Source organism: Arthrobacter sp. UKPF54-2, assembly GCF_007858535.1.
Lineage (GTDB): Bacteria > Actinomycetota > Actinomycetes > Actinomycetales > Micrococcaceae > Arthrobacter.
The window spans coordinates 3,132,843-3,154,865 of record NZ_CP040174.1 but is presented as its reverse complement, the minus strand read 5'-3'; the positions used below and the strand labels follow the sequence as shown (position 1 = coordinate 3,154,865).

20 protein-coding genes and 1 pseudogene are annotated in these 22,023 nt (G+C 68.1%); 12 read left to right on the top strand and 9 right to left on the bottom strand.

Annotated features, from left to right (window positions below; genetic code table 11):
* Positions 1-211: 211 nt before the first annotated feature.
* The 7 genes and pseudogenes from E7Y32_RS14530 (at position 212) to E7Y32_RS14500 (ending at position 5,126) form a co-directional block, all read left to right on the top strand.
* Complete coding sequence (locus E7Y32_RS14530; protein ID WP_186466996.1) at positions 212-571, top strand: hypothetical protein; 360 nt, start codon at positions 212-214, stop codon at positions 569-571.
* A gap of 33 nt (positions 572-604) precedes the next feature.
* Positions 605-1,210, top strand: a complete 606-nt coding sequence (locus E7Y32_RS14525) for a DUF1326 domain-containing protein (protein WP_146337743.1) — start codon at positions 605-607, stop codon at positions 1,208-1,210.
* Positions 1,211-1,978 (top strand): DUF2182 domain-containing protein, encoded by a 768-nt coding sequence (locus E7Y32_RS14520; RefSeq protein WP_146337742.1) that lies wholly within the window; start codon positions 1,211-1,213, stop codon positions 1,976-1,978. It abuts the gene before it with no gap.
* Between the two features lie 62 nt (positions 1,979-2,040).
* Positions 2,041-2,790, top strand: a complete 750-nt coding sequence (locus E7Y32_RS14515; RefSeq protein WP_146337741.1) for a lytic transglycosylase domain-containing protein — start codon at positions 2,041-2,043, stop codon at positions 2,788-2,790.
* Between the two features lie 58 nt (positions 2,791-2,848).
* Positions 2,849-3,508: a dihydrofolate reductase family protein gene (locus E7Y32_RS14510; protein WP_146337740.1), complete on the top strand. Its 660-nt coding sequence runs from the start codon at positions 2,849-2,851 to the stop codon at positions 3,506-3,508.
* 31 nt (positions 3,509-3,539) lie between these two features.
* Positions 3,540-4,595: pseudogene (locus tag E7Y32_RS14505) on the top strand (DNA polymerase IV).
* A 69-nt stretch (positions 4,596-4,664) separates the two neighbouring features.
* Positions 4,665-5,126 carry a phage tail protein gene (locus E7Y32_RS14500; RefSeq protein ID WP_146337739.1) on the top strand — a complete coding sequence of 154 codons (462 nt, stop codon included), beginning with the start codon at positions 4,665-4,667 and terminating at the stop codon, positions 5,124-5,126.
* On the opposite strand, the gene E7Y32_RS14495 is transcribed toward E7Y32_RS14500, so the two are convergent.
* From E7Y32_RS14495 to E7Y32_RS14475, 5 genes are all read right to left on the bottom strand, one after another.
* A complete protein-coding gene (locus tag E7Y32_RS14495; protein WP_261382642.1) occupies positions 5,127-6,662 on the bottom strand; it encodes an AarF/ABC1/UbiB kinase family protein in 1,536 nt (511 codons plus the stop codon). It lies immediately after the preceding gene.
* A 182-nt stretch (positions 6,663-6,844) separates the two neighbouring features.
* Positions 6,845-7,387: a PadR family transcriptional regulator gene (locus E7Y32_RS14490; protein ID WP_146337737.1), complete on the bottom strand. Its 543-nt coding sequence runs from the start codon at positions 7,385-7,387 to the stop codon at positions 6,845-6,847.
* Between the two features lie 100 nt (positions 7,388-7,487).
* Complete coding sequence (locus E7Y32_RS14485; RefSeq protein ID WP_146337736.1) at positions 7,488-8,294, bottom strand: isocitrate lyase/phosphoenolpyruvate mutase family protein; 807 nt, start codon at positions 8,292-8,294, stop codon at positions 7,488-7,490.
* A gap of 169 nt (positions 8,295-8,463) precedes the next feature.
* The gene (locus E7Y32_RS14480) at positions 8,464-8,892 is read right to left on the bottom strand and encodes a heme-binding protein (RefSeq protein ID WP_146337735.1); all 429 of its coding nucleotides are present in this window, start codon (positions 8,890-8,892) and stop codon (positions 8,464-8,466) included.
* Positions 8,889-11,075 (bottom strand): malate synthase G, encoded by a 2,187-nt coding sequence (locus E7Y32_RS14475; protein ID WP_146337734.1) that lies wholly within the window; start codon positions 11,073-11,075, stop codon positions 8,889-8,891. Before E7Y32_RS14475 ends, E7Y32_RS14480 begins: the two co-directional genes overlap by 4 nt.
* A 353-nt stretch (positions 11,076-11,428) precedes the next feature.
* Here E7Y32_RS14475 and E7Y32_RS14470 point away from each other — a divergent pair, with 353 nt between their 5' ends.
* The 5 genes from E7Y32_RS14470 to E7Y32_RS14450 all read left to right on the top strand — a co-directional run bounded on the left by E7Y32_RS14470 (position 11,429) and on the right by E7Y32_RS14450 (position 17,148).
* Entirely contained in the window at positions 11,429-13,123 is a 1,695-nt protein-coding gene (locus E7Y32_RS14470) for an L-lactate permease (protein WP_146338747.1), read from the top strand.
* A gap of 62 nt (positions 13,124-13,185) precedes the next feature.
* Positions 13,186-14,553 (top strand): FAD-binding oxidoreductase, encoded by a 1,368-nt coding sequence (locus tag E7Y32_RS14465; RefSeq protein WP_261382463.1) that lies wholly within the window; start codon positions 13,186-13,188, stop codon positions 14,551-14,553.
* Between the two features lie 161 nt (positions 14,554-14,714).
* Positions 14,715-15,470: an IclR family transcriptional regulator gene (locus tag E7Y32_RS14460; RefSeq protein ID WP_146337732.1), complete on the top strand. Its 756-nt coding sequence runs from the start codon at positions 14,715-14,717 to the stop codon at positions 15,468-15,470.
* A gap of 84 nt (positions 15,471-15,554) precedes the next feature.
* Entirely contained in the window at positions 15,555-16,784 is a 1,230-nt protein-coding gene (locus E7Y32_RS14455; protein ID WP_146337731.1) for an MFS transporter, read from the top strand.
* A 4-nt stretch (positions 16,785-16,788) separates the two neighbouring features.
* The gene (locus E7Y32_RS14450) at positions 16,789-17,148 is read left to right on the top strand and encodes a metalloregulator ArsR/SmtB family transcription factor (RefSeq protein WP_261382462.1); all 360 of its coding nucleotides are present in this window, start codon (positions 16,789-16,791) and stop codon (positions 17,146-17,148) included.
* Positions 17,149-17,183: 35 nt separating this feature from the next.
* Here E7Y32_RS14450 and E7Y32_RS14445 read toward each other — a convergent pair whose 3' ends face one another.
* From E7Y32_RS14445 to E7Y32_RS14430, 4 genes are read right to left on the bottom strand one after another with little or no spacing between them, the layout of a single operon-like run.
* Entirely contained in the window at positions 17,184-18,917 is a 1,734-nt protein-coding gene (locus E7Y32_RS14445) for a CocE/NonD family hydrolase (protein ID WP_146337730.1), read from the bottom strand.
* Positions 18,910-19,866: an MBL fold metallo-hydrolase gene (locus E7Y32_RS14440; RefSeq protein WP_261382460.1), complete on the bottom strand. Its 957-nt coding sequence runs from the start codon at positions 19,864-19,866 to the stop codon at positions 18,910-18,912. Before E7Y32_RS14440 ends, E7Y32_RS14445 begins: the two co-directional genes overlap by 8 nt.
* Positions 19,867-19,874: 8 nt before the next feature.
* Positions 19,875-20,813: an alpha/beta hydrolase gene (locus E7Y32_RS14435; protein WP_146337728.1), complete on the bottom strand. Its 939-nt coding sequence runs from the start codon at positions 20,811-20,813 to the stop codon at positions 19,875-19,877.
* Between the two features lie 4 nt (positions 20,814-20,817).
* On the bottom strand, positions 20,818-21,957 hold the full coding sequence (locus tag E7Y32_RS14430) for an NAD(P)/FAD-dependent oxidoreductase (protein WP_146337727.1): 1,140 nt from the start codon (positions 21,955-21,957) through the stop codon (positions 20,818-20,820).
* Between the last annotated feature and the right edge of the window lie 66 nt (positions 21,958-22,023).

The window sequence follows — 22,023 nt, the reverse complement described above, 5'->3', positions numbered from 1 at the left end:
CCGGCGGTCCCTTCGTCAGCCGGCGCTCCCCGGGCCTACTGCATGAGCGAACACGCCTCGTTCTGCGGACGCCCCCGGGTTCGCCGAAGTCGCCGGGGACCGCGTCGCCGCCCGAAGGCTACGCCCCGGGAGCGACCATGCGTTCATCGTCGGCAATTTTCAGGGCGCGCATCTTGCGGTACAGCGTGGTGCGGCCAATGCGCAGGATTTCGTGGCGCTTCCCCCGCACGAGGGCTCAGTCCTCGGCGACCGGCTGCGCAGGCTCAGCCTTGGAGCCGGGTTCGATCCCGACATCGTGCAAAGGGCGCCGGATTCCTGGACCGCGATGGCCCTGGTCGGTGCCGAAGTCGGGTGCTCGCTTCCGGTTTCCTCCGTGGCGGAGAACGTGACGGACCCGCACGTGCGCTTCCTGCGGGTGCTTGACGAGACGCTGCCGATCTGTCTGCGGATGACCTGGCGCGGGGCCTCGGACAACCCGGCACTTGCGCCCGTACTCTCACTGGCGGACCGTGTCTGGCCCGGCCGGCCCGACGTGGACCTTGACCCGACCCATAGCCGCGAGGAGACTTAATTTTGGGGGGTGCCTCTTCGAAAGGAGCCCGACATGCCGTGGCATATCGAGGGCACATATTTTGAGAATTGCAATTGCGACATGGCCTGTCCCTGTTCAACGTCAGGGCTGACCGCACCGGCGGATAACGAACGCTGCAACGTGGCACTGGCCTTCCACGTCGATACCGGCGAAGTGAATGGTGTCGACGTCGGTGGTCTGACAGTCTGTGTTGTCGCCGATACACCGGCGCTGATGAGTGACGGCGGCTGGAAAGTCGGAGTTCTCCTGGACGCCAGCGCCTCAGCCGAGCAGGCCGAAGCGCTCGGTGCAGTCTTCGGTGGCCAGCTCGGCGGACCGATGGAGGGCCTCGCCCCCTTGATTGGTGAAATGGCGGGCATGGAGTCCCTCACCATGGCCTACGCCGATGAGGGCAGGGTTCACCAGGTCCGGATTGGCGGCGCCGTCGACATGGTGGTCGAGGATTTCGTGTCTCCCCTGGATCCCACGGGGCGGGGCGTGAAAATCAGTGGCGTCGGGTTCCCGGCCGACACGCTGGCAGTCGGCACATCTAGCACCTCCCGGGTGGACGTATTCGGAATGAGCTGGGACAACGTCGGCAAGAACTCTTTCTCGGCCCCTTTCGCCTGGTCCGCTTAAGTGCCGGGCAGGAGCAGCCTGACGCTCAGCCACCATGCCGCAGAGCTGGCGCTAATCGGTTGCGCCGCTCTGGCGTGGTATTTCACGTTCTCCGGCCTCGGCGACATGTCCATGGGACCGGGAACCATGGGACTGGGACTGTGGGCATTCCTGGGGGTGTGGGCGCTGATGATGGCGGCCATGATGCTGCCGTCGCTGGCGCCGCTCACGTCGATGTACCTCAGGTCGGTCCGCGCCGTCCGCAGCCGCCGGGTCCGTGCCCTCCGGACAACCGCCCTGGTTGGCGGCTATCTCTTGACGTGGATCGGATTCGGGGTCGTTGCCTACGCGGCCGCGGAGCTCTCCGGTTTGCTCGCTGAGGGCGCGGCAGATGCCGCACCCTGGGTGGGAGCCGGGGTGCTCGCGGCGGCAGGCCTTTATCAACTGACACCGCTGAAGGATTTATGTCTCAGGCACTGCCGGTCGCCCGTGGCATTCCTGTTGCACGTCTCGGGGTACAAGGGCCGCCTTCGGGACGTCCGGGTCGGCCTCTACCACGGCGCGTATTGCGTGGGCTGCTGCTGGGGTCTCATGGTGGTGCTGATCGCTGTTGGCGTGATGAACCTGGCGTGGATGGCGGGCATCACGGTCGTCATCTTCCTGGAGAAGACGTGGAAGTACGGGCCGGCGCTCAGCCGCGTCACCGGCGTCGCCCTGATCGTGTTCGCGCTCTTCGTCCCGGCGCACCCGGAGCTGCTGCCGGGGCTCTATATGACCGCGGGCATGTGAGGAAAACCAGCCCAGCCACCCCCCAGGCGGCGGCCACCGGTCAGGGATGGTTTGATTGGTCGGTGCTCCGTCTCAAACGTCTTTTGGTCTTCAGCGTGTTCGCGCTTTGCGTCATCACCGCATTCTCGTTCTGGGCTGTCCGGCAGCCCGGTGCCGACGCCGGCGGGGCACTGGCTCCGCCGCCGCGGGCGGGGGCGAAACTCGCCGCCTCTTCCGCAGGCCTCACCACCGCCGTCAACGTGACCCGCAGCGCTGATGCCGAGTGGCTGATCCGGGCGGCCGGGCAGACCGGGATCCCGGCCCGCGCGCTCCGGGCCTACGTTGCCGCAGCGGCCACGGCCAACGATCTCACTCCAAAGTGCGGGATCGGCTGGAACACGGTGGCCGCCGTCGGCTTCGTCGAAACGGCCCACGGAAGCTACGGCGGCGGCAGCCTCAACACCGCAGGGCAGGCGAGCGGGCCGATCATTGGCCCGAGCCTCAACGGCGCCGGATTCGCCGCCATCGCCGACACGGACGGCGGAGCCCTCGACGGCGACGTCCGCTGGGACCACGCCGTCGGACCCATGCAGTTCATTCCCTCCACGTGGCAGCTCGCGGGCCGGGACGGGAACGGCGACGGAATCGCGGACCCGTTCAATATTGACGACGCCGCCCTCAGCGCGGCGGCCTATCTGTGCGCGCACGGCCGTGACCTTTCCACCGCGCAAGGCTGGACCGACGCCGTCTACGCCTACAACCAGTCCGGTTCCTACCTGCGCCAGGTGCGGGACCAGGCGGCGGACTACGCCGCCAAGACGGGCACCTCTTGAGTCGTTGGGTGCGATCACCATAAGGTGACTCCAACCTACGAGCACCCCAGGAGCTGATATGTCCCTCGTCCGCGTGCACAACTTCTCGATCTCCCTCGACGGCTTCGGCACCGGCGAGGGCCAGGAACTCGACGCTCCGTTCGGCCATGCAGGTTCGCGGCTGATGCAGTGGGCTTTCGAGACGCGCACCTTCCGCCAGATGGGTTTCCACGGGGAGTCGGACGGGTCGTTCGGCGTCGACGAGGCGTTTGCGAGCGGCTGGGGGCCGGGTGTCGGTGTGGAGATCATGGGCCGGAACAAATTCGGCCCGCAGCGCGGCCCCTGGGCGGACGAGGAATGGAAGGGGTGGTGGGGCGATAACCCTGTCTTCCACACCCCGGTGGTTGTGCTGACCCACCATCCCCGGCCGGTACTGGAAATGGACGGCGGAACCACCTTCCACTTCGTGGACGCCGACCCGGTCACTGCGCTCAAGCAGGCACAAGCCCTGGCCGGTGACCTCGACGTCCGGATCGGCGGCGGCGTCAGCACAGTCCGGCAGTTCCTCGAGGCCGATCTGATCGACCACATGCACATTGTTGTCGTGCCGATCATCCTGGGCCGGGGTGAACGGCTCTGGGATTCCCTCGAGGGACTCGAAGAGCGCTTCGACATCGAAACGACTCCGTCCCCGGCGGGAGTCGTCCACATGATCTTCACCCGTCGCCCCCGTCATTAGGCAGACTGGTGCCGTGAGCGCAATCCGGTGGGTGCTGCACGTCGACCTGGACCAGTTCATCGCGGCGGTCGAGGTGCTGCGGCGGCCGGAACTGGCGGGCAGGCCCATCATTGTCGGCGGCCGGGGCGACCCTTCCGAACGGGCCGTGGTCTCGACCGCCTCCTACGAAGCCCGGGCGTTCGGCGTGGGCTCCGGAATGCCCCTGCGCGTGGCGGCCCGCAAAGTGCCCGACGCCGTGATCCTGCCCGTCGATCAGGAGGCCTACCTCGCGGCGTCTGAGACGGTGATGGCGACCCTGCGCGCCCAGCCCGGCGCGACGGTCCAAGTGCTGGGCTGGGACGAAGCGTTTGTTGGCATCGAGACGGCGGATCCGGAAGCCTAAGCCCGGCACATCCAGGCCGCCGTCCTGGAGCACACGCTGCTGCACTGCAGCGTCGGCATCGGCGACACCCTGGTCCGGGCCAAGGTGGCCACCGGATTCGGCAAACCGGCCGGAGTCTTCAGGCTCACCGCCGCGAACTGGCTCGAGGTCATGGGCGCCCGGCCCACCCGGGAGCTGTGGGGAGTTGGAACCAAAGTCTCCGCCCGGCTGGCCAAACTCGGCATCACCACCGTCGCCGAGCTCGCCGCGGCCGACCCCCAAGGCCTGGTCCCGGAGTTCGGCCCCCGGATGGGCCCCTGGTACGCGGAACTCGGACGCGGAGACGGCACCAGAGTTGTGGATGACACCCCGTGGATCCCGCGCGGGCACAGCCGCGAGACCACCTTTCAACAGGACCTGACCGACCCCGGGCAGGTGCACGACGCCGTCCGGGAACTGGCGGCGCGGGTCCTTGAGGATGTTGCCGCTGAGGGCCGGCCCGTGATTGGACTGACCCTGAAGATCAGGTACGCCCCGTTCGTCACCACGACCCACGCGCGGAAGATACCGGAGACTTTTGACCGCAGCGAAGTCCTCGCCCGGGCCCTGGACCTGGCCGCCGGAATCGAGGCGGGCCGTCCGGTCCGGCTCCTGGGCCTGCGGGCCGAGATGGCCATGCCCGACGATGCCCGCAAGGGGCATACGCCCACCCGCGGCGGCTGGTGACGGCGCCGCCGCCTTCAGCCGGGCGCCGCGTTATCGTTAGTCCACCACACGTCTACCCCGGGAGGGCGCATGCCATACGTCGTTGATTTCCAGAACGTTTCCACCGTGGGCCTGGAAACATCCCCGGTTGCCGAGGCGCTGGCCGGACTGCGCGCCAACGAGGCCCGCTACTACCGCAATAAATATGACCACGCCTTCACCGTGAGCCCGGCCGGCGAGGTTCCGGAGGTCGTGGACCGGGTGAGCCGCATCCTCCAAACAGAACGCGGCATCGTCATCGGCTCGCGGCCGCTCGAAGCCACCGGCTTCGAGGTCGACGGCCTGAGGATGGACTACGTCTTCTACGAGTCCGGACTGTCCATCAACGTTATGTACAGCATCGAGGACGGCGGGAAGCGTGCCGTCGGCTTCAAACTGTCCGATGGCATGGAGGTCCCGGAGGAACTGGCAGCATTCAAGTTCGCCCGGCAGAAATCGAAGCTGGCCGGTGTGATCCGCGGTTCCTACTTCGTGATCAAGGGCGAGTACTGATCACAGGCCGCGGCGCCCCACCCACAGCCCGTGCAGCAGCGGAACCAACGACGCGAGCATCAGCACACTGCCGAGGACGGCGTCGTCCGTCCGCAGCACGGACCCCGCGATCAGCAGGGCGGCGAAGACCAGCGCCGAGACTGACCGCTGCACCGTGCGGTCCAGCCGTGCCAGCTGGCGCTCCAGCCGCGGATTGGCCACGGCCAGTGAACCCTCCTCGATCCGGGTGACCAGCCCGTCCAGGCGTTTCGGCAGGCGCAGGGCGGTCCCGGCGGCGTCGAGCGCCTGCTGGGCCACGTCCTGCACCACGTTGCCGCTCTCGTCGCGGAGCAGGCGTGCCGCATAGGGTTCGACCGAGTCCCAGAGATTGAACTCCGCATCCAGCGAACTGCACACCCCCGAGGTCAGCGACATGGCCCGGATGATGAGCAGGAAGTTCTCCGGCAACTGGAACGGCAGCGAGCGGACCAGGTCCCCGAACTCGACGGCGAACTCGAGGAACTCCCGCTGGTTCACCTCCCGGAGCTGGGCGAAACCCATCCCGCCGAAGCGGGCGAAGAGCTGCGTCATCGCCCGCTCAAGCTCCACCCTGTCGGCCGACGGCACCAGCACGCCGACGTCGCTGATCGCGCCGACCAGGCCCTTGCCGTCACGCGAGGCCGCGGCGATCAGCAGCGTCCGCAGCCCCCGTCGGGTGCCCGGCGGAACCTCGCCCATCATGCCGAAGTCGATGAACGTCAGCTTCCAGGGGTGCCCGGCGGAAGAATCAGGCACCGGGGTGACAAAGATGTTGCCGGGGTGCGGGTCGGCGTGGAAGAAGCCGTTGGCGAACAGCTGGTCGAACATCACCGACGCGAAGACCGGAGCCACCTGGGCCGGATCGATGCCGGCCGCACGAAGGGCCACCGCATCGGTGATCTTGATCGCCGCGACGTCCTCGAGCACCAGGACCCGGCGGGTGCTCCATTCCCAGGCGACGAGGGGCACATCCACCCGGTCGTCGTCGGCGAAATCAGCCGCGAAGCGCTCGGCGTTCGCCGCCTCATGCAAATAATCGATCTCCTCGAGACAGATCTGCGCAAACTCCTCAACCAGGGCGGGCATGTCCGCGCGGTCGGAGACCAGGCGGACGTGGCTGAGCCAGCCGCCCACCTTGCGCAGCGCCGCCAGGTCGACGTCGACGATCTCCTCGATCCCCGGGCGCTGCACCTTCACGACCACACTGTGGAGCCCGGCGTCGGCGGCATTGGCGGGCAGGAGCTGCGCCCGGTGGGCCTGCCCGAGGGAAGCTGCGGCGATGGGTGTTTCTTCAACGGAGGCGAAAACCTGCTCCAGCGGCGCGCCCAGCTCCGCCTCGGCGAGGGCCCGGATGGCCGGAAAGGGGACGGGCGGGACCTCGTCCTGCAGCCCCTCCAACTCCTTGGTGATCTCGGGCGGGAGCACATCCAGCCTGGAGGAGAGGAATTGTCCAACCTTGATCATCAGGCCGCCCAGTTCCACCGCGAGCGCGTGGAAGCGCCGGGCGAAGTTCTGCATCCGCTTCGTCCGCGTGCGCCCGGCAATTCCGCCCAGGCCGACGCGGGGGAGGAGCAGCTCGAACCACCAGGTGACCGCGAGGTGCCACGCGGCGAAGCGCAGGATGCGGCGGTAGCGCGCGCGGGTGTTCCCGGCGCCTGGCACCGGAGCTGCCCGGGCCCGACCGGCCGCCGGCACCCCTGTCAGTCCTGGGCGAGGATCGAGTACAGCCGGCGGCGTGCCTCGTCGAGCACCGCCACCGCCTGCTTCACCTGCTCGGGGGAGCCGGTGCGGCCCACTTGCGCGGCGGCCTGCGCGAGCTCGACGCCGGCCTTGGGGAGTGCCGCGAAGCCCGGGCCGGAGGCGGGTCCCGTTTCCTCCCAGGGCGCTGACGCGTCGGCGTGCGCCACTTCCTCGCGCCCGGCGTCGGTCAGCGAGTAGATTTTGCGTCCGTTGGACTCTTCGGCCCGGATCAGCCCCTCGTCGGCGAGCAGCTGCAGTGTGGGGTAGACGGAGCCGGCACTCGGTTTCCAGCTGCCGTTGCTGCGCTCCTCGATTTCGCGGATGATCTGGTAGCCGTGCATGGGCCGTTCGGCGAGCAGGGCCAGCACGGCCGAGCGCACCTCGCCCCGCCCGGCACGGGTGCCTGCACGCTTCTCGAACCTTGAACGCAGATCTTCGACTGCTTGCCACATGTTGTCCATGTTGGGGCCGCCGAAGCCGCCCATCGGGTGTGAATTGCGCATGGTGTTCTCCTCGGTGGATCACGAACGATACTTAACGATACGTCCCGATATACCCGAAAACCAGAGCCAGGCCGCGTCGGACGACGGCCGCCGTGCCGGATCAGGGGAGGCTTCGGGGGAGCGGCGGGCGCTGGCTGAAGGCCAGCAGCCGCGATTGCATCTCCCAGTATGAAGTTGCCTGCGGCGCCGGCTTGCCCTCGCGCAGGGCGGTGACCGCGTTCACGGCGGCGTCGACAGAAGCGCGGTACGGCAGGGAGCCTGAACTCACCCGCCGGACTCCCAGTTCGCCCAACTCGGCGACCGTCAGGGAGGGATGGGCCAGAACATTCAGCGGCAGCCCAATGCCGGCGGCGAGTGTCTGGATGTCCTCCGGAACCACCAGCCCGGGGACGAAGATCCCGTCCGCCCCTGCTTCGGCGTAGGCGCCGGCACGGAGCAGCACGGCATCCACGCTGGCTTGTTCGTGGAACCAGAAGTTGTCCACCCGGGCGTTGATGAACACCTCCGGGCTGCGTCGTTTAATGGCTGCAATCTTGCCGGCGGCGGCCGCAGGATCGATGAGGTGCCCGGCCGTACTGTCCTCCAGGTTGACCCCGGCCACGCCCATGGCAGACAGCCGGGCTACAAGTTCCGCCACCTCGGCAGGGCTGTCTGAATAGCCGTCTTCGATGTCCGCCGTGACGTGGACAGGCAGGCGGCACAGCTGTCCCACGAGCGCCACGGTTGCCGCTTTGCTGCTCCGGCCGCCGTCCGGCATGCCGGCACTTGCCGCAATGCCAAAACTGGTGGTTCCGATCGCCGGGAAGCCCGCTGCCGCGAAGGCGACGGCGGATCCGGCGTCCCATGCGTTGGGCAGCAGGAGCGGGGCCGCGGCGTGGTGGAGTTCCTGAAACGTAGCCGTGTGCATTCCCATCCCCTGCCATCCGAAGAGGTGACTTCCCGGCCAGTCTACAAACTCGGCCGGGGTGGCGGCGAGGTTCTCCTCCTGCCGTTGCAAACGGCCATGGCCGGTCCAAGGGACCGGCCATGGCCGTTTGGCGGCCACGCTGAGGCGGCCACGCGTTGGCGGCTCAGGATCAGGCGGCCTGGGCTGTCAGGCCCGCGGCCTCAATCGCCGTCGTCGCCGCTGTCTCGTCATTGTCCGAGGTGTCGCCGGTGATGCCGACAGCACCCAGGACCGTGCCGTCCTGCCCCCGGACCAGCACGCCGCCGGGCACCGGAATGAGCCGGCCGCCCACGGCGGCGGTCACCGCAGCGATGAAGTAGGCCTGCTGTTCGGCGCGCTCCATGATGGCGCGGGAGCCCATCCCGAGTGCCAGCGCCCCGTAGGCCTTGCCCTGCGCGATCTCAAAGCGGTTGTTCGAGGCGCCGTCCTGGCGCGCGGCGGCGATCACGTGGCCGCCGGCGTCGAGAACCACCACCGTGAGCGGTTTGAAGCCGTGCCGCGCCCCGGCCGCGAGGGCGTCGCTGATGATGGACTGGGCTGATTCAAGTGTCAGGGTCATGATGCGCTCCTTGCCAGGTTCTCGGTGTGCTTGTGCGCAGCGCGGCGCCGGTGCAGAACCGGCTCGGTGTAGCCGGATGGTTGGGCGGCGCCCTCCAGCACCAGCTCGCGGGCGGCGAGGAAGGCTTCGCCGTCGAACGCGGGGGACATGGGCGTGTAACCGGGGTCCGAGGCGTTTTGTTCGTCGACGACGGCGGCCATGCGCCGCAGGGATGCCTCCACTTCCTCCGGGGTCACGACGCCGTGCTGGAGCCAGTTGGCCACGTGCTGCGAGCTGATCCGGCAGGTGGCGCGGTCCTCCATCAGCGCCGTGCCGTTGATGTCCGGGACCTTGGAGCACCCGACGCCGTCGTTCACCCAGCGGACGATGTAGCCCAGGCTGCTCTGGATGTTGTTGTCCAGCTCGTTGCGCCGGGCATCGGCGTCCCACCCGGCAGGGTCGCCAACCGGAATGGTCAGCAGCTGCCGCAGGGTCGAGCGGCGTTTCCCGGCGAGTTCGGCCTGCCGGGCGTCCACGTCGACCTGGTGGTAGTGGGTGGCGTGCAGCGTCGCGGCGGTGGGCGAAGGAACCCAAGCGCAGTCGGCGCCCGCAAGCGGGTGCGCGACCTTCTGAACGAGCATGTCGGCCATGTTGTCCGGTGCCGCCCACATGCCCTTGCCGATCTGGGCCCGTCCGCTGAAGCCGCACTCCAGTCCGATGTCAACGTTCGCGTCCTCGTAGGCTTTGATCCAGCTGGAGTTGCGCATTTCGGCCTTGCGGACCATGGGGCCGGCCAGCATCGAGGTGTGGATCTCGTCTCCGGTACGGTCCAGGAAACCCGTATTGATGAACGCCACCCGTTCCCGCGCCTCCCAGATGCACGCCTTCAGGTTGGCCGACGTGCGGCGCTCCTCGTCCATGATGCCGATCTTGAGGGTCAGCGGTTCGAGCCCCAGCACGGCCTCGGTGCCGGCCAGCAGGGCGCAGGCCACGGCCACCTCGCCCGGTCCGTGCATCTTCGGCTTCACGATGTACACCGATCCGGCGCGGGAGTTCCGGCCGGCGTGCGGACCGCGGAGGTCATGCACGGAACCGAGGCTGGTAAACAGGGCGTCCAGGATTTCCTCGGGCACCGGTGCGCCGGCGGCGTCGAGCACGGCATCGCTGGTCATCAGGTGGCCCACCTGGCGGATCAGCAGCAGCGAGCGGCCGGGCAGGGTCAATTCGGAGCCATCCGGGGCGGTGTAGCCACGGTCCTCGTTCAGCCGCCGGGTGTACGTCCGACCGCCCTTTTCGACGTCGGCGCTCAGGGTGCCCTGCATCAGCTGCAGCCAGTTGCGGTAGCCCGCCACCTTGTCGCCCGCGTCTACCGCCGCGACGGAGTCTTCGAGGTCCATGATGGTGGTGATGGCGGACTCCAGCACGATGTCCTTGACGCCGGCGGCGTCGCCCGAGCCGATCGGGTGGCCCCGGTCAATCTGGATCTCCACGTGCAGTCCGTGGTGCACCAGCAGCACGGACTCGGGCTCCTCCGCGGTTCCCCGGAAGCCCACGAACTGGCCCGGCTCGGCCAGCGGCTTCGCGCCGTCCGGCGTCTCGGCCAGGAGGGCGCCGTCGGCGATCCGGTAGGCGGTGACATCGGTGTGCGATGCGCCTGCCAGCGGCGTGTTCGCGTCCAGGAACTGCCGCCCGCGGGCGACGACGGCGGCACCGCGGACCGGGTTGTAACCGCCGGCGTGCTTGCGCCCGTCCGCGTCGTCGATGGCGTCGGTGCCGTAGAGCGCGTCGTAGAGCGAGCCCCAGCGGGCATTGGCGGCGTTGGCCGCGAACCGGGCGTTCAGCAGGGGTACCACCAACTGCGGGCCGGAGACGGTCGCGATCTCGGGGTCAACGCGCTCAGTGGAGATGGAGAAGTCCCCGGGCTCCTCGACGAGGTAGCCGATCGAGCGGAGGAATGCCTCGTACTCTTCCGGATCCACGGGCGCCGCGCCACGGGAACGGTGGTACTCGTCGATCTGCTGCTGCATACGGTCACGGACCTCCAGCAGTTCCTGCACCTTTGGCGAGAACTCGGTGATGAGCGCGGCGGCGCCGGCCCAGAAGCCTTCAGCCTCGATTCCCGTCCCCGGCAGTGCTTCGTCCCGGACGAAGGCGTAGAGCTCTTCGGCGACGCTCAGCCCGTTTGTCTCCACGTGATTCGGCATACCGGCCACCTCTCAGGATCAGATTTCGTATTGTGGAAGTTAAATACCAATATATAAAACCTACCCATCGCCGCTGCTGCATGTCAACGGCGCCCGAGGGCCCCGCCGCTGCGGGGCGGCGCGCCGGGAGGGGCGGTTGACTGTGATCTGGATCGCACATACTCTCAGTCACTGAATATCACTGAACAAAAGATATGTTCCACTATGCGGAATAGTTCTCGCAGGCTGAGCGGATTGCCGCACGCTGCCACCGCAGTGCCCACCGATAGCTCGGAGAAAACGAAGGAGTTTTTGTGAGTCCCAGGTTTGAGCCGTTCCAGCAAGTCATCGATCCAATAGCGGGTTCCCTCGCCATGTCAGCCGTGGTCGCCGCCCTGCCGCTGCTGCTGCTGTTTGTCCTGCTGGGCGTCTTCCGGGTCAAGGCGCCCAAGGCGGCCATCGCGAGCCTGCTGCTGTCCATCGTGCTCGCAGTCGTGGGCTGGCAGATGCCCTTTGGCCAGGTGCTCAGCGCCGCCGGCCAGGGCGCCTTCTATGCCATCTTCCCGATCCTCTGGATCCTCATCAATGCGCTCTGGATTTACAAGCTGACGGTGGATACGCCCTGGTTCGAGGTACTGGGCCGGACCATCCGCTCCATCTCCAACGACCTGCGCATCCTGGCGATCCTGATCGCGTTCTGTTTCGGGGCGCTGCTGGAGGCCCTGGCAGGCTTCGGCGCCCCGGTGGCAATTTCCGGTGCGATGCTCATGGCGGCCGGCATGAAGCCACTGAAGTCAGCCATCGTGGCGCTGCTGGCCAATACGGCCCCCGTGGCGTTCGGAGCCATGGCCGCGCCGATCATTGCCCTTAACGGTGTCACCGGCATCCCACTTCACGACCTCAGCTCCATGGCCGGCCGCCAGACGCCCTTTGTCGCCGTCATCGTCCCGCTCATCCTTGTCTTCATCGTCGACGGCAAGCGCGGCGTCCGGCAAACCTGGCCGGTGGCCGTAGTCTCGGGCATCGTCTTCGGCCTGGCCCAGTTCGTTGCCTCGAACTTCCTGGTTGTGGAGCTCACCGATGTCGTCGCCGCCATCGCCACCGTGGCGGTGGTTCTGGTCATGCTGAAGTACTGGCAGCCGGCACAGATCATCGGAATGCACGACCTCGCCGACAGCGAGGCCGCCGACGCCGAACTGGCCAGCGTCGGTGCGCAGTCCGGTACCGGCTACGGAACGTCCTCCGGCCTCGGTGGCGTGAGCCGCAACGGTGCACCCGCGGGGGCGGGCACAGCCGGAGAGCGCAGCGACGCCGCGGTCAGGCCTGCCAACGGCGAAGTGTGGATGGCGATTGCCCCCTATCTGATCATCATGGCGGTGTTCTCGATTGCCCAGTTGCCGGGTGTGAAGAACTGGCTCACAGCAGTGGGCTCGGTGACGTTCGAATGGCCCGGGCTCGACGCGGTGGATCCCAACGGGAAACCGGTTGCCGCCCACAAGTTCAAGCTTGACCACCTCAAGGCCACCGGCACGCTGCTGTTGATCTCGGGCATCATCACCATGGCGCTGTACAAACTGGCACCTCTGCGGGGACTCCGCATTTACCGCGACACGCTGTTCCAGCTGCGCTGGACGATCGTCTCCGTTACCTCGGTGCTGGCCCTGGCGTTTGTTATGAACGTCTCGGGGCAGACGAACTCGCTCGGCATTGCCCTGGCGTCCGCCGGAGGTTTCTTCGCCTTCCTGTCCCCGTTGCTGGGCTGGATCGGCGTCGCGCTCACCGGCTCGGACACCTCGTCCAACTCCCTGTTCGGCCAGCTGCAGGTGACCGCAGCCCAGCAAACGGGCCTGTCGCCGACGCTGATGGCGGCGTCCAACTCCTCCGCCGGGGTCCTCGGCAAGATGCTGTCCCTGCAGAACCTGGCCGTTGCCTCGGCTGCCGTGGGCCTGGACGGGGCCGAGAGCGTCCTGTTCCGGAAGCTCATCGGCTGGAGCCTGGCACTGCTGGCCTTCCTGACCATCCTTATTGTCCTGCAGTCCACCCCGGTGCTGGGCTGGATGGTTCCCTAAGCAACCGGCACCGATCGAGAAACCGAAGTAACCGATAGAGAGCAGATCTTGTGAGTACCAACGTGAGTGAGACCATTTCAGGGGCCGGGGCGACGCTGGTCGCCGCTGCCCGGCACGGTTCGACGGCGGAAGCTGCCCGCAGGGACGTCAACACCGACCGGTCGGGCTACACCCCCGAGACGCTGCCGGACGGCGTCGTGTACGCCACCAGCATCGACGACGTGGTGGACACCATGGTCCGTGCGACGGCGGCGCGGGTGCCGATCGTGGCCCGCGGTGCCGGCACCGGCCTGGCCGCGGGTTCGTCCGCGCAGGCGGGCGAGATCGTCCTCGACGTCTCGGGCATGAACCGCATCCTGCGGCTGGATCCCTTGGAACAGATCATCGTCGTCGAGCCCGGCATCCTCAACGCGGAGGTCAACGCCGCGGCGGGCGAACACGGGCTCTTCTACGCCCCGGATCCGGCCAGCACGGCCATCTGCTCGATCGGCGGAAATATCGCCACCAACGCCGGCGGCATGCGGTGCGCCAAGTACGGCGTCACTCGCGAATCCGTCCTGGCGCTGAAGGTTGTCCTGCCGGACGGCCGGCTCCTTAAGACCGGCCGGGAAACGATCAAGGGCGTCACCGGATATGACCTCAACGCGCTCATGATCGGCTCCGAGGGGACCCTCGGGGTCGTGGTGGAAGCGACGCTGCGGCTCCGCCCGCTTCCGGTGGCGACGGCGACCGTCGCGGCCTTCTTCCCGGACATCGTGGCCGCCGCCCAGGCAGCCTCCGCCATCATTTCGTCGCGCGTGACCCCGTCCGTACTGGAACTGATGGACGGACCGACCCTGGCGGCCGTCGACGCGGCACTGGGTACCGACTACCGAAGCCGCGGCGGAGCCTTCCTCCTTGCCCAGACTGACGGGTACGGGGCATTCCTGGAACAGGAGGTGCTGATCGAGGCCATCAAACCGCTCGCTTCGTCCTACGAAAAGGCCACGGATCCGGAAACAACCGCCGAACTGCTCAAAGCGCGCCGGGAGGCCATTCCTTCCCTGGAACTGCTCGGCGACGTCTGCATCGGCGACGTCGGTGTGCCCCGCGGCCGGCTCGCCGAGATGGTCGCCGGGATCGAGGAAATCTCGCACCGCACCGGGGTGCGGATTTTCACCGTCGCCCACGCCGCCGACGGCAACCTGCACCCGATGATCGTGCTTGAGCCCGGCCAGCCCTCCACGGAAGGCCCGGCCAAGGCCGCACTCGGCCAGATGTTCGAGCTGGCCCGTAGCCTCGGCGGCACCCTCACGGGGGAACACGGCGTCGGAATCCTCAAGCGCGACTGGCTGCGGGACGAACTGGGCAGCGAGTCCCTCGAGTTGCAGCACGCCATCAAGAAGGTCTTCGACCCGCTCGGCATCCTCAACCCCGGGAAGGCCATCTAGGACGATCGCCTGCGCACACGGCCGCCCGCGCGGCCGTGCGCGCAGGCGGCGGCAGAGCCCGGGGAGCCGAGGCGGCCGTGTTGTATCTTTGACTCGGCAGGCAAAAAATTTCACGATGCGGATATTCGATATCGGCAGGGACCGGCAGGAGACAGAGCGAGATGGCTGAAAAAGCCCCCGGAGGCGTCCAGTCGGTCGAGCGTGTTTTTGAACTCCTGGAACTCATCACCGACGCCGGCGGCGAAGTCATGCTGAGCGAACTCTCCTCTTCCACCTCGTTGCCGCTCCCGACCATCCACCGGCTGCTGCGCACGCTGGTCAGCCTGGGCTATGTCCGGCAGCTGCCCAACCGGCGGTACTCGCTGGGGCCGCGGCTGATCCGGCTGGGCGAGGGCGCGAACAAACAACTCGGTGTCCTGGCCCGGCCCCAGCTGAAGTCCCTCGTGGACCGGCTGGGGGAGACCGCCAACATGGCTGTCCTGGACGCGGACATGATCATCTACGTCGCCCAGGTACCGTCGCGGCATTCGATGCGCATGTTCACCGAAGTGGGCCGCCGGGCGCATATGCATTCCACCGGCGTGGGCAAGGCGATTCTGGCCCAGCTCGACGACGCGACCGTCCGGGGGATTGTGTCGCGCAGCGGTATGCCTACTCCCACGCCCAAAAGCATCGGGGACATCGACTCCCTGCTCCGGGACCTTGAGACGATCCGGCAGCGGGGCTACGCCGTCGACGAAGAGGAGCAGGAGCTTGGCGTCCGGTGCTTCGCCATGGCCGTCGACAACGCGCCGACCCCGATGGCCATATCGGTCTCCGGCCCGGTGTCCCGGGTGGACCAGGCCTTTGCGGACCGCGCGGTTCCGCTCCTGCGTGAGGCGGCCAGGGCCATCTCGGACGAGCTGAGCCTCGGCTGACCCGGCCGGGCGTCTCCCGGGTAGGCTATTGAGTGCACACGTGTGCACGCGTTGAACGCTTCGCCAACCTGACTGGGAGCCCCGTTGTTTGAAGTTCTGGCCATCAAGGCCTACCGGAAACTCTTTTCGGCCCAGATCGTTGCCCTGCTTGGCACCGGTCTCCTCACGGTCGCCCTGGGTCTGCTGGCCTTTGACCTGGCCGGCGGTGACGCCGGCGCCGTGCTGGGGACTGCGTTGACCATCAAGATGCTCGCCTACGTTTTTGTGGCGCCCCTGATGGCCGCCCTCGTGGAGCGGCTGCCCAAGAAGGCGGTGCTGGTTGGCGCGGACCTGATCCGTGCGGGCATCGCTCTGATGCTGCCGGCGGTTGACCAGGCCTGGCAGATCTACGTGCTGGTCTTCGTGCTGCAGAGTGCCTCGGCAACGTTCACCCCCGCCTTTCAGGCGCTGATCCCGGTGGTCCTGCCCGACGAGCGGCACTACACCCGCGCCCTGTCACTCTCGCGCCTTGCCTACGACCTCGAATCCCTGCTCAGCCCCGCCCTCGCTGCAGCCCTGCTGACGGTCCTGTCCTTCCACGAACTGTTCCTCGGCACCGTGGCCGGGTTCCTGGTCTCGGCGGCGCTGGTGATCACCACCGCGCTGCCGGCCGCGCACGCAGCTCCGCTGGAGGGTTCGCTGTGGCACCGCACCACCTTGGGAGCCCGGATCTTTGCCAGGACTCCGGAACTGCGGGGCCTGATGGCGCTGAACCTCGTGGTGGCCGCTGCCACGGCACTCGTGCTGGTCAACACCGTGGTGTACGCCCGGGAGCTGTTCGGCGGGTCCAACGCCGACGTCGCCGTCGCTCTGGCCTGTTTCGGCGCCGGATCGATGGTGATCGCCCTGGCGGCGCCCAGGATCCTGGACCGGACCGCTGACCGCACCCTGATGGCCATGGGGGCCGTCCTGCTCTCCGTCGGCCTCGCCGGGGCCTTCGTGCTGCTGGCCTTCTCGGGGCCGTGGCCCGTGCTGCTGGGCCTGTGGGTGCTGCTCGGAGCCGGAACGTCCATGATCAACACACCGTCGGCCCGGCTGCTGCGCCGTGCCGCGACGGACAGCACCCGCTCCTACATTTTCACCGCCCAGTTCTCCCTCTCCCACGCCTGCTTCATCCTCACCTACCCGGCGGCCGGCTGGATCGGCGCCACAGCGGGCCAGCCGGCCGCGGCCGCCGCCCTCGCGGCGGTGGCGGCCCTCGGCTCCGTGGCCGGGCTGGCATTCTGGCCCGCGACCGCGAAGACCAGCCACGCGCCGGCATCCACGAAGGGGTGAACGGGTGGACAGCGTAAAGCGGGCGAACGAGCCCAGCCTGCACCATAACTCGGCACCTGACGCCCGGCGCCTCGACGCCGCCACGGCCACCTTCCGGATGCTCTCGGACCCGACCCGGCTGCACATCCTCTGGCTCCTCGCCCAGGAACCCTCCGATGTGTCCTCCCTGGTGAAGCGCACCGGCGCGTCCAGGACGTCCGTCAGCCAGCATCTGGCCAAGCTGCGCATGAGCGGGCTCGTGAGCACCCAAAAGGACAGCCGCCGCGTGGTGTACAGCATCGCCGGCGGACACTTGGCCCGCCTGGTGATGGAGGGCCTGAACCACGCGGACCATCGAGTCACGGGCGAGCCCGTGCACGACTGAGGGTCCGCGCCTGGTCAGCGTGGTCTGCGCCGGGATCAGCCGTCCGCGGCCGGCTTCTGCGTGGTGAACGGCAGGAGGAGCCGGGACGGGTGCGCGGCGTCGCGGTAGATCTTGTGGGTGACGGGCCGGCCCACCGGAAGGTGGAAGGCGTCCGGCGGCAGCAGGGCATTGTGCTCGTCGGCCAGCGGCTCGTCATTGGACAGCTCCACCGTGAGGGTGTGGCCCGGCTTAAACGTGTTCGCGAAGGGGTAGAGGCGCAGCACGTATTCCTCGATCGTCCCCGGTTCCACCGGAACGGCGCGGGTGTGCGGATGGACCGGGCTGCCTTCGGTGCTCCGTTCGTCAAGCTCGCGGTGCGAGGCCTTGAGGTAGCCGCTGGTGATGAGCTGCCGCTTCCCGTTGGGGGCGTAGTCCCACAGACGCAGGATGAAGTTGGTATCCGGCTGGTCGATTTCGGCGAAGATGTGCGCGGCGCCGGTGCCGATCATTTCCGTGTCTTCCTCGAACGGCGGCGTGGACCAGCTGAGGATCTCCACCTTGTCCGTCACGGTCAACGGCGCCTGGTAGAAGCCGTCCGGGGCCGCGTATTCGGCCCCCATCAGCTCCGGCTCGGCCGAGAGTTTGCGCCGCGGACGCAGGTAGAGCGGCCTGTACTCGATGTCTTTGGGCGGCCACGCCCCGGCGGTCACCAGCTCGCGGGAGCCTTCCACGAAGACGCTCACGGCCGGTTCGTCCATCACGCCGTTGTCGTCGCCCTTGATCCAGTAGTCGTACCAGCGGAACATCTTGTCGTGCTCCTCGATGAAGGGCCGCGACTGCATCGGCGGGTACGGGCCGATGTCCAGCTTCTTGGGACCCTTGAGGGCTTTGAAGAGCTCAATCGTGCCGTCCATGGTCCAGCCGCGGCCCTGGTCGATCTGCAGCCAGACCGGAATGTCGATGTTTGGGGCCAGCGTGATGGGGTTGCGCTCCTCGTACCAGTCGCCGTCGAGTTCGTTCATCACGATGTCGAACCATGCTTCGTGGTTCTTCGGGTAGTGCAGGACATGGACCAGGTTCGGCCAGGCGGCGACGTCGGGATCCTGAAGCCGTTGGGCGACGAGGTCCTTGAGCTGCGCGGGGGAGTACTGCTCGATCATGCGGGACTTGACCCCGTCGGTGAACGCCCAGCCGGAGTCGCCGCCGCGGCCCTCGCGGGCGGCGCGGGGCATAAACCACATGATGCCGCCGTGGTAGGTGGTCTCGTAGAAGTCGAAGTGTCCGCCGGAGACAAAGATCGCCTTCAGGTGCGGCGGACGCTCGGCGGCGGCCAGGACCTGCATGGACCCGAAGTATGAGATGCCCACCATGCCGACGTTGCCGTCGCACCATGGCTGCGCCGCGACCCACTCGATGAAGTCGTACGCGTCCTGGCCCAGGGAAACGCCGCCGGCGTTGTAGTTGCCGATGTGCTCGCCGCCGGAGTGGCCGGAGCCGCGCAGGTCACCGATGACGTGGACGTAGTCCTCCTTCACGATGCGGGCGATGTCGCCGGCCTCGATGCAGCCGTCCCACATCGGGCTGGGGCGCCGCTGCGGCGGTGTGGTCAGCGCCAGGGCCTGCAGTTCCTTGCCGTACGGGCTCAGGGCCACCAGCGCCGGCCGCGGTTTGTCCTCGGCGCCCTGGTAGGCGTCCGCGGCGAGTTCGACGCCGTCGCGCATCGGGACCCGGAGGTCCTTGCGGGCGGCAATTTTCTCGCCGCCGGCAGTTACCAGTTGAAAGTCATCCATGAGCACGCAGCTCCTCATCTTCGGTCGTGTGGTCCAACGTTGTGCGGTAGCCGTGCAGGGTCGTGAAGAACGGGGACGGCTCCAGGCATGGGTCGCCCTGGTAGCCGAGTTCCTCGGCGGCGCCGGCGAACGGCGAGTAGGGCGAGTCCGTGTCCTGCAGCCCGGCGGCCAGGGCGCCGCGGGCCGCGCCGCTGACGCGCGCTTCAATGTCCAGGCTTCCCTGGAGCGCTTCCCGCGCCTGCACGGCGTCGAGCTCGACGCCGTAGGGGGTGCCGTCGGCGCGGCGGTACGGGTGCCCGAGGTAGAGGTGCCGCGGCCGGACCGTGTCCCTGAGGTAGTTCAGGGACGAGCGGTAGCCGGCCGGGTCCACAAATCCGGGGAAGCCGTTGGCGGCGCCGTGGACCTGGACGGCGTCGCCGACGAACACGTCGTTTTGGCCGTCCAGGACGTAGGCGACGGACCCGGCGGTGTGGCCCGGGATCGAGTGGACCGACACGGTGACGTCCCCGCCGAGGGAGATTTTCTCGCCGCCGCGTACCAGCACGTCGGGCTCCAGCTCGCCGGAGATCACGGCGTTGGCGGCGGCGGCCAGGCCGGCCTCGCCGCCCGGGTCGTTCAGGTACTGCCCCCGCCCGGCAAGGTATTCGTCCACGTGGGCCCGGCGCGAGCGCAGCATCGGTGCGTCGGCCTCGTGGATCACCACCTGCGCCCGCCGGCCGGTGAGCTCCCACAGGGCATGGGCACCGCCGATATGGTCGATGTGCCCGTGGGTGAGCAGGATCCAGCGCACATCCTCGATCCGGCGGCCGATCGCCTCAAGGGCCGGCACCATCCCTTCGGCCGGCGAGGAAGCGATGCCGGTGTCCACGATCGCCGGCTCCGGGGCATCGATGAAGAAGCTGTACAGACCGAACCGTCCCCACGGGGAGACCAGGGGGTGGACGGCCACCGGCCCGGTCATTGTCCACCGCCGAGGAACGTAGCGGTTTCCTCGATGGCCGCGTAGAACTCCGGAATCCAGGAGAAGTTGGCGACGAAGCCGTGGTTCGCGCCGGCGTAGCGGCTCACGGTGGCCTCCACGCCGGCTTCCCTGAGTCGCCGGCCGTAGAGTTCGCCCTCGTCGCGGAGCGGGTCATGCTCGGCGGTGATGACCAGGGCGGGCGGCAGGCCGGCGAGGTCCCGGCGCTTGATGGGGGAGACGAGCGGGTCCGCCGGGTCCGCTCCGCCGTCGAGGTAGAACGCGTTGAACGGTTTGAGGCCGGCCGTCTCGAGTCCGTAGCCTTCGGCGTTCTCCCGTAGGGAGGCGTAACGTTCGACGTCGAAGTCCAGGTCAAGGGAGGGGTAGTAGAGCACCTGGTGGGTGATCCCGAAGAACCCGTCGTCGTGGGCTTTTGCGGCGACGGCGGCGACGAAGTTGCCGCCCGAGCTGTCGCCGGCGATGGCGAGGGTCTTGCCGTCCCATTTCAGCGCGGCGCCCTGTTCGGCGGCCTGTTCGGCGGCCCAGCGGACCACGGCGTAGCAGTCGTCGAGCCCGGCGGGGAAGGCGGCCTCGGGGGCGAGGCGGTAGCCGACCGAGATGACTTTGTGGCCGGTTTCCTTGGCCAGGGCCCGCGCGACGTGGTCGTGCGTGTCCAGGCTGCCGAGGAAGAACGCGCCGCCGTGGAAGTACACCAGCAGGCCGTAGGAATCTGCCTCGGCCGGGGTGTAGATCCGCACCGGGACGTCGCCGGACGGCGTCGCGGCCGTGGCGTCCTGGACGTTGTGCACCGGCAGACGCTCCTGCAGCGGCGGGACCTGGGCGGCCTCGCCCGCGCGCATGGCGGCGGGGTCCAAAGGGGAACCATCGGGTGCCGGCAGTGTGGCCAGGATTTTGGCGATTTCGGGGTGGATGGTCATGGCGTCAGGCCTTCGCCGCGGCGGGCTGCCGGGTGGAGGGTTCCTGGGAGGAGGGCTTCTGGCCGGGGAAGACGTCGTTGACCTCTTCCTCGGACCAGCCCTGGCGCGAGATGCGCTGCAGCTCGTCCGTCACCGGCTTGCGGGTCGCCTGGAACAGGGCCAGCGCCTCCTTGACCGAGGGAGCCTGGGCCAGGGCGTCGGCGAGGGCTCCGGCGTCCTCGATGGCGGAGTTCGCACCCTGGCCCTGGTGGTGCAGCATGGAATGGGCGGCGTCGCCCATGAGGACCACCGAGTCGGTGTGCCAGGTGTCGACGGGGTCGATGTCGTAGACCGCGCGGATGTTGACGGTGTCCATGTCCAGGCCGCGGGCGATCCCCACGATCCGCTCGTCGAAGCCTTCCACCGTCTTCAGCAGGTCTTCCTTGCTGATGGACGGCGCCCAGGTGCCGTCCGGGTTCAGGGCGGTGATGTCGAAGGACATCTGGTTGCGGTGGCGCAGCGGCAGCAGGTAGACCTTGGTGCCCCGGCCCATGTACATCCGCAGATTGTCGTCGACCACCAGGCCGTGGGCGTCGTCGGCGGAGATCACCACCCGGTAGGCGTGTTCGCCCGAGAACACCGGGCCCTTGGTGCTGAAGAGCTGCTCGCGCACCACGGACTTGATGCCGTCGGCGCCGACCACCAGGTCGGCCTCGACGCTCTCCCCGTTGGCGAAGGTCAGGACGGAGCGGCCACCCTTGTCCTCGATGCTCTGCAGCCGGTGGCCGAGCTTCACCATGCCGTCGGGAAGCACGCCGAGCAGTGCCTCGATGAAGTCGCGGCGGTGGATGAGGTGGGTTTGCTTTTGGTCCCCGAACTCCGGCCAGGTGTCCTTCATGATCGGTTCACCGGTGGCCGTGAGGATCTCGAAGTAGTCGCTCGGTGAACTGACGTTCGCGACCGCGTCGAAGATCCCCCACTGGCGGAACCGGGCCATGGTGGCCGGGCGCAGGCCGATCCCGGCGCCGACCTCGCCCATCTGCGGAGCCTGTTCGTAGACCGTGACGTCGGCGCCGAGCAGGCTCAGGGCCTTGGCGGCAGCGGCGCCGCCGTAGCCGGCGCCGACGATGGCGATCTTGAGGTTTTTGATGTCTTCAGCCTTCATTGGGTAAGCCTCTTTCTTGACTCTGACGTGGCCGAGGCCGGTCAGGGGGACGGTACGGGGTGGTGG

Coding starts and splice junctions, on each gene's coding strand:
- E7Y32_RS14460 (WP_146337732.1), top strand. CDS start 14,715: ATGGCTGAAAAAGCCCCCGGAGGCGTCCAGTCGGTCGAGCGTGTTTTT.
- E7Y32_RS14525 (WP_146337743.1), top strand. CDS start 605: ATGCCGTGGCATATCGAGGGCACATATTTTGAGAATTGCAATTGCGAC.
- E7Y32_RS14495 (WP_261382642.1), bottom strand. CDS start 6,662: ATGCAGAACTTCGCCCGGCGCTTCCACGCGCTCGCGGTGGAACTGGGC.
- E7Y32_RS14470 (WP_146338747.1), top strand. CDS start 11,429: ATGTCAGCCGTGGTCGCCGCCCTGCCGCTGCTGCTGCTGTTTGTCCTG.
- E7Y32_RS14480 (WP_146337735.1), bottom strand. CDS start 8,892: ATGACCCTGACACTTGAATCAGCCCAGTCCATCATCAGCGACGCCCTC.
- E7Y32_RS14435 (WP_146337728.1), bottom strand. CDS start 20,813: ATGACCATCCACCCCGAAATCGCCAAAATCCTGGCCACACTGCCGGCA.
- E7Y32_RS14430 (WP_146337727.1), bottom strand. CDS start 21,957: ATGAAGGCTGAAGACATCAAAAACCTCAAGATCGCCATCGTCGGCGCC.
- E7Y32_RS14445 (WP_146337730.1), bottom strand. CDS start 18,917: ATGGATGACTTTCAACTGGTAACTGCCGGCGGCGAGAAAATTGCCGCC.
- E7Y32_RS14490 (WP_146337737.1), bottom strand. CDS start 7,387: ATGCGCAATTCACACCCGATGGGCGGCTTCGGCGGCCCCAACATGGAC.
- E7Y32_RS14485 (WP_146337736.1), bottom strand. CDS start 8,294: ATGCACACGGCTACGTTTCAGGAACTCCACCACGCCGCGGCCCCGCTC.
- E7Y32_RS14475 (WP_146337734.1), bottom strand. CDS start 11,075: ATGCCGAATCACGTGGAGACAAACGGGCTGAGCGTCGCCGAAGAGCTC.
- E7Y32_RS14500 (WP_146337739.1), top strand. CDS start 4,665: ATGCCATACGTCGTTGATTTCCAGAACGTTTCCACCGTGGGCCTGGAA.
- E7Y32_RS14510 (WP_146337740.1), top strand. CDS start 2,849: ATGTCCCTCGTCCGCGTGCACAACTTCTCGATCTCCCTCGACGGCTTC.